This window comes from Pseudoalteromonas sp. G5_S1_14_S5, assembly GCF_054968605.1.
Map to the genome: position 1 here is coordinate 1 of NZ_JBQKUM010000109.1, position 11,218 is coordinate 11,218.

Below are 11,218 nucleotides of genomic sequence, written 5' to 3' on the forward strand. Positions count from 1 at the left end.
AGTAAAGCTATGACGTTAAAAAGTCAGGACATATTCATACAAGCAATGGGGTTCATTATAGATGCTGTAGCACTCAGCACTGAAGGTGAAAGCAGGGCTGAGATAGGTATTTATTTGATGAGTTTGTTGGTTGCGGATCAAAAAGAAGAGCTGAAACCAGAAAAAATAGCCGCCATTAAGCAGCTAATTGAGATGGTTGATGAGGTAAGAAGTCCAGCGTTTAATCTTTAGAGGAATGAGAGTTGTTGTTTTAGCTCTTGGCGCTGATCGGGTGCAAGAGCTTTAACCATTTCAAAAGCCAATTGAGAAGTCGTTTTAGCTGAAGGGCTAAGGGTATGACTGAAGGAAAGGTTCATCACAAAGGTATGACCGCACTCTGGGTCACTGCAACTACAATATAAATCGCTATAACTCGCTGAAATACGGTTTGATTTTTGTATGCGGGCTTTCTCGCCACACTCGGGGCAAACTACTCTCATATAACACCATGAACCTATCGAAATGATAAGCTCATGGTACTAAATTATGCTGAGGATTTATACAGCCCTACTACCTATTAGGGTGATTTTTTATCTTTTTAGTAAGACGATTATATATAGTCGATTTATTTAAACAGGAAACAGAACGCTAGCATCGATTTTTATAGTTGATAAGTAATCACTATCTTCAAACCCTACTCTAAAATAGGTTGGTGTCGATATTTTATTGTTAAATTTAATTAAAAATTCATTTCCTGTACTAGTTTTTTCTACAGTAATGTTACTATCTTCGACATTTATGATCTCTATATTGATAGGTTCTTTATTGTTAATTGTTTTGTATGCTTTTACTAAAGCAACACCTGTACTTAAATGTGATATATCAATAGCTAATTCTGGGGTGCGAAGTTTAGAAATATTTTCTCTATCATTAGCATTCCAATTTTCTTGCACGTAAGTATTAGCCCAATCATCAGCAAAACCATAAGTAATTCCGCTATCATGACCATAGCCGTACGCATGACCAATTTCATGAAATAATGCATCATACGTTGTCGTTAAGTTTGCGTCGTTTCCAGGTTTAAAGCGCCCTTCCCATATCGAAGCCCAACCACCAGAGGTTACTATGTAATTATCAATATTTGGCATACTACCTCCTCCCATCCCAAGAGCAGCATACTCTCTTCGCATGGAGTATAAGCCAAGCTCGTGACCTTCTGCACCCAAAGTTAACAATGCTTTAGTTCCGTAGCTTAAGCCTTCATTTTTGTAATCTTTACAGTTGCTGTATTCGGTACAATTTTTTATAAAGAAGTCATCAAGGGCTTTAGAGAAAGATCTTCGATTAAATGACTCTTTAATCTTTGTTACTATGTTTAAATAAGGGTTTCGCTCATCATCATTTAAATCGTTATAGCAAGTTCCCGTAGATTTTGTTGCACAGTTAGAGTCTTTGTGGTTATCAACTCTTATTATAGGTAAGAATATCTCTGACTGACTAGAATAACTTAAAGAGGTAACTGTTTCTGTTGGGAAGTCTAATTCTGCTTCGGTATAACCTTGTATTTCTGCACTTAATTCTAACAACGATAATTTATTATTGTTTAATCTTACAACTAGACTCTTTAATGGTTGAGGAGTGTAGTTCGTTATTTTCCATTTGTTCCCTCCTAAGTTTTCAAAATCAATATCAGTGAATTTAAAAGATGAACTATGTGATTTTAAGGTGGTTTTTTTAACTGAAGCGAATAATTCTGGTAGGTCAGCATCAATAGGGGATAGCTTAAATTGACTTTTATATTTAGAGTCTGCTGAGTAGCTATGAGTTTGTGTTCCTCCATTTCCTCCATTTCCTCCACCTCCTCCATCTCCACCGCAGCCACTAACAGCAGCTAATCCTAATATGTTTAAGCTTAAAAATAGTTTTTTTTTCATATATTTAATTATGCCTCTTTGAGCTGAATGGATAACTTTGAATGATGATTGACGGTACAGCAATCCATAAAGTCAATCAATAGTGGGTGTGCATTTTTAGGTTTGGTCTAACCAGTTTGAAGATTTGCCCCCACCTGCGACGTTTTTGATCTGATTTTTTCGCAATTCTATTTCAGCGAAATTCTGTATTTTGTGAAGTGATGAATCATACGCGACAGATAAGTTATTGATCATGTGGTATATCAATGTGTATTCTGTCTAATAAAGCTGTATGAGCTATGGAGGGAAAATGGAATTTTACAATTGGATTGTTTTTCTTTTGGGAATTAGCTTTATTAACTTATGCGGTTCTGTCTATGTCGCAACAAGAAGTGAATTAAACTCACTTCAAAAAGTAGCGCAAATCACAATTATTTGGCTAATCCCTGTTATCGCAGCAATTGGGCTATACGTATTTCATCGTTCGCAAAGCATATCGCATGGTCCATCGACAGAATTCGGTGGTGGTGTAAATCTAAATCTAAAAATCAAAACAACTGGTGAACGAGACGAGCCTTAAGTCATTGGTAAATTGCATATGACAAGCACTGTAAGAGGGATTCACAATGCTTGGCATTTTTGCCTTTGCGTTGGGTTTTGTGTTTCGGTGCAATGGGTTAGGTAAGGTGGTTGCGTTGCTCACTACTTAACGCGTAAGGTTTTTGATTGTGCTTGGTCACTCATTTGCCTGATGAATATTGACTTGATTGTCTACTCATTGTTCTAATTAAACAATGAGCAAGATATAAGGTATTGAAATGGAAATTGTACAAAAGAAAGGCAAGAATAAATTCACCTTCAGTTTCGGAGACGATCGATTTAATTACGGCTACGAGCAATCGTCGGGTAAAGGTGATGCAGATATTTACTACGGTGACTTGCCACATAAAAGTTCAGAGTTCATTGAACAGAATGAGTGGCTGAGAAATGTAGGCATTCTTTGGATTGTAATTGGTATTTTTCAAAGTGGATATGGCAGTTTTACGCGTGAAGCGTTTTACTTAGATCCAATGTGGATCTTAATAGGTGGTGCTTGTTTAATTTGGACGGTTGTATCAAAAATTACCTACACAGTTTATAACACTAACGACGTTAACCTATTTATCATACAAGATAAACAGCATGATGCAGTAGTCGATGCATTGATGAGTCGACGCAAAGAGCAGCTTTTAGCCTGGTATTCGGATATCAATATGGAGAACGAGCTAGCTAATGAGATCAACAAGTTTAAATGGTTAGCTGAGCAAAAAGTATTAAGTGAAGAAGAATCAAAGCAAAAGATAGAAGAAGTAAAATATTACCATCAAGAGCAAGGTGGTACAGAAAGAGTTCTTAACTAGTCATAAACTTAGTATCAAGTTTGAAGCGCAACTACCTCTAACAGCCACCGCTCACGGTGGCTTTTTTACGCCTGTCTTACAGCCCCACCGAAAGCATACCCAGCCCACGGAAAACGCACTCCTCCTCCCCACCTGCGACGTTTTTGATCTCATTTTTTCGCAATTCTACTTCAGCGAAATTCTGCATTTTGTGAAGTGAACAATCATCAGCGACAGATAAGCTGTTGATCATATGCCATATCAATGTGTATCCTCACTCACATCAGATTACTACATAGAAATATATGTATCTTGCTTCAATTACTCAGTTTACGGAAGGAGTCAGAACAGGGCATTTGTTTGATAGTATTTACGAAAGCCTCAAGGCGGAGAAGCCTTATAAGTCCATTGTTGATGGGGTTTCAATCAATGCAGGCTTCAGAGATGGAAAGACTTTAGTCTTATTTATTGGGCCAGAATACGAGTATGAATAATTTACAAGTTGCTTCCTCTGTAATGTGTTATGTACCAGAGAGAATATTATGAGAATTTTGAAACTATTTACCCTTGTTTTAATCGCTGGATGTTCGAATTTTCTGGACAATACGGGTTCATCAGAATATGTAGATTTGGTTCCAATTGAGGTTGTAAATCCAAGATACCCAAAAGTAGCATATGAGAATAATCTATCAGGGTATGTGGTCATGACGTTTAACATCAATAAGCAAGGATATGTGACAGATATTGTTGTAATCGAATCAACCCCAAAGGGAATCTTTGAAAAGGTAGCTGTACAAGCATTATCAAAATGGAAATATGAACCACTCAATGACGTTGAAATTATTGCTCAAAAAGAAAAAATAGAGTTTAAAATCTAGTTTAAAGCAAGACTTCCTCAGACAGCCACCGCTCATGGTGGCTTTTTTACGCCTGTCACACAGTCCCACCGAAAGCACACCCAACACACGGAAAACGCACTCCTCCTCCCCACCTGCGACGTTTTCGATCTCATTTTTTCGCAATTCTATTTCAGTGAAATTCTGCGACCGTAATAGAAAGCTAATAAGTCGAGAGCCCTTTAGGAATAACGGGGGATGGGGGATAATTGAAGCGCTGAGAATGGCTTACAGGGCGCCTAACAAAATTGCGAAGAGTGCAAAAAATTGCAATAAATTGAAATTTTGACGATCAGTGTTGATCTGTTGTGTGTTTTTAAGTAATTGAAATGTATGGGTTTCTGTATTTTAGGTCAGTTTTTGATGATCATTTGTGTTTTTTCTATGATCAGTTTCGTATCGCCTCAGCCCCTGTGAGATAAGGGCTGAGCGTGAATTGCAACGAAAAACAAAATTGCAAAAAATGTCACTGTGTTTACGTGGCAATGTTGTCCAGGTTAAAGGTTAAATGCAGGTTTTTCGGCACTTCGGGATCCCCATTGACCGCGTCCATGAACATCTCACAAGCCGGAATGACCTCATTCTTGCAGTAGACGTAATCGAATTTAATGGGGTCACCACGGGTCCCACCATTTGGAATAATGGCGGCCAGTTCTACAGGAAAGCGGTGGCCAGTGATCACTTCTTGCGCAGTGACGTTTTTAATCTTTTCGTATTCATCTTTGGTCGCAATGTCGCCAACGGGTATGAGTTGTATGCCTCGCTCATTACCGTTCGGAATATTGATGAACATCGAGCGGAAGTTGCCCACACCACGGCTAGAAGCCATCTTTTCTTTTAGGTCGTCTTCATCTTCTTTGCTGAGGTTTGGGTCGGTGGCGTAGAAGATAAAACCCATGTGCAAACCGTTCTTATAGTACCGGCGGCGAAAGATGGTGGAGTCCTGGCTAAGTAATGCGGATTGGACACACCCCAAGTAATCTGGCCCACCGTAAACCTGTTGGACAGGGTCGTATTGCTTGATGAAAATGATGTCTTCTTTCTTGTAGCGTTTTTGCTTGTTGTCCCGCTCTAGAAAAGCGAAGTCACCGTTCTTACGTTTTCGCAAATACATGGTGGGGATTGGCCAAAGGCCTACGACTTTGCCTAAGTAATTACGCAGGTTAAGCAGGGCAGTATCACCGAACTCCAAGAAGTCATGCACGGCCGATTGCATTTGTTGCTTCTGCATTCCACCTTGGATGTAACGACCTGAAATCATATTACGGCGAGCCATTAAGATAGAGCCGTGATAGGCGTTGGCTCGCGTGAGTTTGTTTAAGCCCATTCTATCAAGTGGCGGCTCCCAATAGTCGCCATCGTCGTTGTAATACAGCTCGCTGTAATCGTAGTTGGTAAAATCACGATTCATGATCTCAGGCTCACCAAAGCTAAACATCAAGCTTTCATCATTTGTGATTGTTTCTGTTTTCTGTTCAGTCAGAGAGTTACATCTGCCAAGTTGATTTTCGTTTTTCTGAGTGGTCGAGCGGCTCATTAATGCAAGCGTGTGAAATAGCCCAAAATGCATCGGCGTGGCCAGTTAACTCGCTGCGCTCCGCTTTGAAGGTCATGTTGTTACCGCTGTTGGTGGTCGCCCGCTTAATGGCCATGAAAGCCATGGCAATGTCTTTATGCTCAGCATCAAACTGAATGCGATTGGCTTCGACCACATCAATCATCTTCATTACCAATCGGTTTTTACTTTCGTTGCTGTATTGAATGGCCACGGTTTCTCGCGGGTGTTTTTTGCTGAGTAAGTCATACACACCCGCGCCAATGCCAGTGGTATCGATGCCCAAATAGCTGACGTTGTAACGCTCAAACACTTTTGAGACTTGCTGAGCTTGGTATTGAAAGTTCAACCCGCGCCAATAGTGCTTTTCCAGTACTCGGAACTTTTCAATGGCCACAATAGGCGGGGCGACGACGACTAAACAGGCGTTGTCTCGGGTTCGGCTTGGGTCGTAACCTAACCAAACTTCACGCCGGTCGAAGGGATCGTTGTCATTGGGCTTGAAATCTTGCCACCGGCTAATGTCGACCATGGCTTTCTCAAGGGCTGAGAACTTGAAGACCGAGCTGGCGCCGTCGACGAAGACACACATAAACAGATTATCGAAATCGTCTTTGCTGTATTCGTCGCGCAGCTCATCGATATCAAATAGCTCACAGCCGCCTGCAGCGGCATCCTCAATCGTGACCACGTAACGCCACTGCTTGTCTGGGCAGAGACGTCCACCGTCGCGATAGTCGTCAAAGGTCGGAAACTCAATATTGGCGCGGGTATCTCGACCTTGGCGCCATTGGTCACCCGTCCAAAAGGTATAAGCCTGGTGCGTTTTAGCGGAAGGGGTCGAAAAGTAGGTTTTGCGCCAGTTCTTGTGGGTTGCCATGGCGGACGCGAGTTTGTTGAGTTCATCGAATTTAGGGATCCAAAAGTATTCATCCACATAAACGTGACCATGATAACTTTGCGCGGTTTTGGAGTTGGTGGATAAGAATCTGAGTTCTGCGCCATTAGAAAGAATGATCGGGTTGCCGGTCAATTCGATGCCTAAGAACGCTTGAGCAATCGCAATGATGTAACTTCTGAATACTTCGGCCTGGGCGCGAGACGCCGACAAAAATATCTGGTTATCGCCGGTCAAAATCGCATCTTCTAACGCTTCACCACTGAAGTAGTAGGTGGCGCCAATCTGGCGTGTGTGACTCATAGACATCCTTTCAATTATACTGGATGTCTATGGACAGGGAAATTAAGCAAAGACTACAGTGGATAAAGATGTATGAGGAATGTGGTGATGCAGGCCTCGTATGTCGACGTTGTGGTATTTCCAGACCAACGTTGCGGAAGTGGACAAATCGATATAAGCAGGATGGAGTCGCTGGTCTGGAAAGCCAGAGCAGACGGCCTCATTCTTCTCCCGATAGCAAAATAACGGATGAAATAAGAGTATTGATCCTTGAGATGCGTGTGAAACGTAATCTAGGGGCGCGGCGCTTGCAAACTGAACTAATTCGGCTTCACCAAGTACACCTAAGCACAGCGACTATCCACAAGGTACTGTCAGAAGCTTCTGTGAAGCCGATAGTAACTTACCGACGTAAAAAGGACTTCCAAAGATACGAACGCCCGATTCCTGGTGATAGAGTTCAGATGGATACCTGCAAAATCGCACCTGGAATTTATCAGTACACAGCTATCGATGACTGCTCACGTTATCGGGTTCTGAGGTGCTACTCTCGGCGTACAGCAGCAAATACAGTCAACTTTATAGAATGTGTAGTGGAGGAAATGCCATTTCCTATCCAGCGTATTCAGACGGACAGAGGGCGCGAATTCTTTGCAGATAAAGTCCAGAAGCTACTTATGATTTATGGCATCAAGTTTCGCCCCAACAAGCCTGGTTCCCCTCACTTGAATGGCAAAGTTGAACGCTCCCAGAAAACAGATAAAAGTGAATTTTATCCGACCATAGATGTTGGTGTGGGGCTGGAAGAGCTGGATCTGTTTCTAGCTGAATGGCACACTAATACAACTGGGAACGGCCTCACAGCTCCTTAAAGGGGCTAACACCGATAGACAGGATCACAGAGCTATCCGAACAAACTCCTTTGTCTGAAGATGTGTCACAGCATTACCAGATCCGTAAAGAGAGGTTTCAAGAGCAGAATTACAAGCTTGATCTTCGGCTGAGAAAATTGAAACCATCTCTATGAATCACACATTTCAGGCTATAAACTTGGCCGCTGCCGGATAATCCACAAAAATTAATTTAATGGTAACTCGCTAGTGTTACTGAAGAACTTATTCATTGTGGTAACAATATTTTTCTCAAGCAATTTCGCTGCCAAATCTTGACCTATGTCGTAGCCGTCAAATCCACCACGCTCATGATCAATTTCATCTTCTATGGTAAACGTCTCTTGCGACAACAAGTTTCCTTGGTTATCTAGCAATTTATATGTCACATCAAAGTCAGCAATAATTGTATACTCTGAGGAACCTAGGCCCAAAGTTAAAAGTTTTTTTCCAGTACTAAGTGCCATATCATAATCTGCATAGGCTGGTCCTTTTTTATCCTTTGCTTGCAACTCTGTAACAAAAACATAATCACTATTTTCGGTATTGGTAACCTTGGTATTCATCGGCATTTGATGAGATAAGATTTCATTGAATCTTGCCATTACTCGGCTTGAACCAACAGATAGCTCCGCCTCAGATATCGGCTTCATAGGCAAGACTTCCCCTCCAGAAAATACGCCTGGTTTAGGTTGGCTGTAATATAACTCTGTTGCAATAGTCTTATTCTCAAATGCTTCGTTATCAACCGCTTGTACAACTGGAACAGTAACTACTCCATGGGTAGCGCATCCTGACAAGATACCCAAAGTAGATAATGCAACCAAGAGTTTAATTTTAACGTTCTTCATTCGAAATTTCCCTTCATTAAATGTATTTAAAGTTATGCGTTAAATTGTTTGTATTTCTACTTATGCGATTCGCAAGCGGTTTTAGTTACCTAAAGTTAATGATAACGGCTGATACCTTTTACTAATATTTGACTCTGAAATGGATTCATGAGAAAAAATTAGCTGTGCTAAGCCTCTTTTGTTTCCAAGAATTTCAGCGGAATTAATTACGACACCATAGCCCTCAAAACTACCGTCAAGTGTGCCATCTATACAGGCAGAAGCCGTTCCATTAAGCTCATAGATTCCATTCTCCTTATAAGTCAAGCTCCCATTAATTAAACAGCCACTAGTATCATGTGTGGAGGAGAAGTTGCCTGATGCATCAATTGGGAAGTCATATCCACTTTTGGTTTTCCAACCCCCTGTAACAGTGTCTTGAGTTCGTCCATTTCCATACTTAGTCAGGCTTGCTGTCAAACCTTTTGTACTCCCATGATAAAGGGAACTCGAACCATTTATACCGTTCAGGCTCAACTCTACATTCCCCAAACTTGGGGAAGTTAATGACAAAGACAAACTTGAGCCAGCCTTGGTTGCTGTACCAACATTAACAGGAGTACTGGAGCCATTTCCCGTTCCTACAAGCTTACCATTATCAATGATGACGAAATCAGTGTAATCAATATCGGCATTATTTTTATAAGAGAGTACCCACGAACTATTTAACTCAGAATTTACTCTGGTCGAACCGTTATCTCCTCCGCCATTAGTACCTGCGCTATTAGTACCTCCGCCATTAGTACCTCCGCCATTAGTACCTCCGCCAGCACCACCTTCACTACCACAGCCAACAACTAAAAATGCTGACATGAAGAGACCTGCCGTTGTTTTTTTATTTAGCATCTATGTTTCACCTATTACTTATTATTAATAATGAATATAAAAAAGCATGCATATATGATCCCTATAAACATAAAGGAAATAAATGATTTAGCTCTCAAATATGAGAAAACAAACGTTAAATTAGTAAAAATGTAAGATGTTTATCACTTAAATATCATCACTCATATTCAGGCTATTACGAGCTAACCAGCTATTAAATAATGAAATTTAGATAGACAAATGCTAAGAAACAATGTAGTGAGCGATACTGAGGCAGGCTGTGATGTGTAAATTGGAAAGATTGCAGTTGTATCGGAGACGTAAGATTTCCTTGATTCTGTTCATTGGTGCTCTCTCTTTTTTGGCATGATCTACACAAGCAAAGCTGGACACTGCACTAAGAGATCTCCACATACCTAACGTTATCTACAGTTTCCAAATCTAACTTGTCCCTCCAAGAAGATTTTGTTCAGAGGCTTCATAGACCTGAAGTTTTACTCGTCGATGCCATCTCGAGTTGCTTGAGCTGAATCTCATCTGAGCCGGTGCACTAATTCACTATGCCACTATACTTTGTACTGACCGCGTCAAGCGTATGTAGTGTTCGGTTGTTAGGATGTTCAGTTTTTAAGGTGAAATATATGAATCAAGTTTGGGTAACGGGAGACGCAGTGGTCGATCTCATCTCGGAGACTGAGTCGACACTATTGAAATGTCCGGGCGGAGCGCCTGCCAATGTCGCGGTAGCGATCGCTCGTCTGTCAGGAAAAAGTGCATTTTTGGGTCGTGTGGGGCAGGATCCTTTTGGCGCTTTTATGGCAGTGACTCTGCAACAGGAAGGGGTGAATACGGAGCGTTTAGTTAAGGACCCGGAACAACGCACATCAACCGTGGTGGTTGATCTGGATGATCAAGGCGAGCGCAGTTTTACGTTTATGGTGAAGCCAAGTGCCGACCAGTTTATGTCTGTGGAAGACATTCCCGATTTTAAGAAAAACGAGTGGTTACATGCTTGCTCAAACGCTTTGGCGAGTGAACCAAGCCGTAGTAGCACCTTTGAAGCCATCCGACGTATGAAAGCTGCGGGTGGTTACATCAGCTTCGATCCGAACCTTCGCGATGAAGTATGGCAAAAGCAGTCTGAAATTAAGCCAGTGGTCATGAAAGCGGTGGAATTGGCTGATGTGGTTAAATTCTCAGAAGAAGAGTTTAATTTCTTGAGTGATTCAACGTCGATGGAACAAGGTTTGGCGCATATTGCCGATCTGAACAACACATTGGTTTTGGTGACGCAGGGCGCGAATGGTGTTTGGCGTTTTTTTGAAAACCAATGTGTGTTGATTTCAGGTTACTCGGTGACGCCGTTGGATACCACGGGGGCAGGCGATGCTTTTGTTGGCGGTTTACTGGCAAAGCTTTCTCAATATGACGCGTGGAAAAGTCAAAAAGTCATTGATTCTGCAATCCAATGGGCGAATGGTTGCGGGGCATTAGCCACCACACAAAAGGGGGCGATGACCGCACTGCCAACCCAAGATGCCCTTGTTCAATTTATTGAAAAAGACACTTAAAACACGCATGAATTAAAGAGGTATATATGCGGTGATCTCGAATTGAGCCGCAGAGCAAAGTGATTTGCTCCCGCAATACTGGACAAATCACTAAGTCATTTTTCAATACGAAAAGTTATTCATGTTTTGCTAATGTTCGA

The 11,218-nt window shown here is 41.5% G+C and carries 11 protein-coding genes and 1 pseudogene; 6 read left to right on the forward strand and 6 right to left on the reverse strand.

Annotation, left to right across the window (positions count from 1 at the left end; all coding sequences use genetic code 11):
- Positions 1 to 231, forward strand: a 231-nt coding sequence (locus tag ACTRWI_RS20935) for a hypothetical protein (RefSeq protein WP_499133667.1), incomplete at its 5' end; no start/stop codon positions are given.
- On the opposite strand, the gene ACTRWI_RS20940 is transcribed toward ACTRWI_RS20935, so the two are convergent.
- On the reverse strand, positions 228 to 479 hold the full coding sequence (locus tag ACTRWI_RS20940) for an Ogr/Delta-like zinc finger protein (RefSeq protein ID WP_499133668.1): 252 nt from the start codon (positions 477 to 479) through the stop codon (positions 228 to 230). The genes ACTRWI_RS20935 and ACTRWI_RS20940 overlap by 4 nt on opposite strands.
- Positions 480 to 608: 129 nt before the next feature.
- Positions 609 to 1,913 (reverse strand): hypothetical protein, encoded by a 1,305-nt coding sequence (locus ACTRWI_RS20945; protein WP_499133669.1) that lies wholly within the window; start codon positions 1,911 to 1,913, stop codon positions 609 to 611.
- Between the two features lie 289 nt (positions 1,914 to 2,202).
- On the opposite strand from ACTRWI_RS20945, the gene ACTRWI_RS20950 reads away from it, so the two are divergent.
- From ACTRWI_RS20950 to ACTRWI_RS20960, 3 genes are all read left to right on the forward strand, one after another.
- Positions 2,203 to 2,472: a hypothetical protein gene (locus ACTRWI_RS20950; RefSeq protein WP_499133670.1), complete on the forward strand. Its 270-nt coding sequence runs from the start codon at positions 2,203 to 2,205 to the stop codon at positions 2,470 to 2,472.
- Positions 2,473 to 2,710: 238 nt separating this feature from the next.
- Complete coding sequence (locus ACTRWI_RS20955) at positions 2,711 to 3,292, forward strand: hypothetical protein (protein ID WP_499133671.1); 582 nt, start codon at positions 2,711 to 2,713, stop codon at positions 3,290 to 3,292.
- A 521-nt stretch (positions 3,293 to 3,813) separates the two neighbouring features.
- A complete protein-coding gene (locus tag ACTRWI_RS20960; protein WP_102413705.1) occupies positions 3,814 to 4,149 on the forward strand; it encodes an energy transducer TonB in 336 nt (111 codons plus the stop codon).
- A 493-nt stretch (positions 4,150 to 4,642) separates the two neighbouring features.
- Here ACTRWI_RS20960 and ACTRWI_RS20965 read toward each other — a convergent pair whose 3' ends face one another.
- Together ACTRWI_RS20965 and ACTRWI_RS20970 are read right to left on the reverse strand one after the other, a co-directional pair.
- A complete protein-coding gene (locus ACTRWI_RS20965; protein WP_499133672.1) occupies positions 4,643 to 5,605 on the reverse strand; it encodes a phage portal protein in 963 nt (320 codons plus the stop codon).
- Positions 5,606 to 5,654: 49 nt separating this feature from the next.
- Positions 5,655 to 6,923 (reverse strand): terminase large subunit domain-containing protein, encoded by a 1,269-nt coding sequence (locus ACTRWI_RS20970; RefSeq protein WP_499133673.1) that lies wholly within the window; start codon positions 6,921 to 6,923, stop codon positions 5,655 to 5,657.
- A 29-nt stretch (positions 6,924 to 6,952) separates the two neighbouring features.
- On the opposite strand from ACTRWI_RS20970, the pseudogene ACTRWI_RS20975 reads away from it, so the two are divergent.
- Positions 6,953 to 7,929 (forward strand): annotated as a pseudogene (locus tag ACTRWI_RS20975) (IS481 family transposase).
- 51 nt (positions 7,930 to 7,980) lie between these two features.
- On the opposite strand, the gene ACTRWI_RS20980 reads toward ACTRWI_RS20975, so the two are convergent.
- Both ACTRWI_RS20980 and ACTRWI_RS20985 read right to left on the reverse strand, forming a co-directional pair.
- Positions 7,981 to 8,643, reverse strand: coding sequence for a hypothetical protein (locus ACTRWI_RS20980; protein WP_499133674.1), 663 nt, complete (start codon positions 8,641 to 8,643; stop codon positions 7,981 to 7,983).
- An 81-nt stretch (positions 8,644 to 8,724) separates the two neighbouring features.
- Positions 8,725 to 9,528: a hypothetical protein gene (locus ACTRWI_RS20985; protein WP_499133675.1), complete on the reverse strand. Its 804-nt coding sequence runs from the start codon at positions 9,526 to 9,528 to the stop codon at positions 8,725 to 8,727.
- A 620-nt stretch (positions 9,529 to 10,148) separates the two neighbouring features.
- On the opposite strand from ACTRWI_RS20985, the gene cscK reads away from it, so the two are divergent.
- Positions 10,149 to 11,078, forward strand: coding sequence for a fructokinase (cscK, locus tag ACTRWI_RS20990; protein ID WP_499133676.1), 930 nt, complete (start codon positions 10,149 to 10,151; stop codon positions 11,076 to 11,078).
- Positions 11,079 to 11,218 lie beyond the last annotated feature (140 nt).

Bases quoted from the DNA above. Each gene is read 5' to 3' on its own strand.
- ACTRWI_RS20940 (WP_499133668.1), bottom strand. From the start codon at position 479: ATGAGAGTAGTTTGCCCCGAGTGTGGCGAGAAAGCCCGCATACAAAAA.
- ACTRWI_RS20945 (WP_499133669.1), bottom strand. From the start codon at position 1,913: ATGAAAAAAAAACTATTTTTAAGCTTAAACATATTAGGATTAGCTGCT.
- ACTRWI_RS20950 (WP_499133670.1), top strand. From the start codon at position 2,203: ATGGAATTTTACAATTGGATTGTTTTTCTTTTGGGAATTAGCTTTATT.
- ACTRWI_RS20955 (WP_499133671.1), top strand. From the start codon at position 2,711: ATGGAAATTGTACAAAAGAAAGGCAAGAATAAATTCACCTTCAGTTTC.
- ACTRWI_RS20960 (WP_102413705.1), top strand. From the start codon at position 3,814: ATGAGAATTTTGAAACTATTTACCCTTGTTTTAATCGCTGGATGTTCG.
- ACTRWI_RS20965 (WP_499133672.1), bottom strand. From the start codon at position 5,605: ATGTTTAGCTTTGGTGAGCCTGAGATCATGAATCGTGATTTTACCAAC.
- ACTRWI_RS20970 (WP_499133673.1), bottom strand. From the start codon at position 6,923: ATGAGTCACACACGCCAGATTGGCGCCACCTACTACTTCAGTGGTGAA.
- ACTRWI_RS20980 (WP_499133674.1), bottom strand. From the start codon at position 8,643: ATGAAGAACGTTAAAATTAAACTCTTGGTTGCATTATCTACTTTGGGT.
- ACTRWI_RS20985 (WP_499133675.1), bottom strand. From the start codon at position 9,528: ATGCTAAATAAAAAAACAACGGCAGGTCTCTTCATGTCAGCATTTTTA.
- cscK (WP_499133676.1), top strand. From the start codon at position 10,149: ATGAATCAAGTTTGGGTAACGGGAGACGCAGTGGTCGATCTCATCTCG.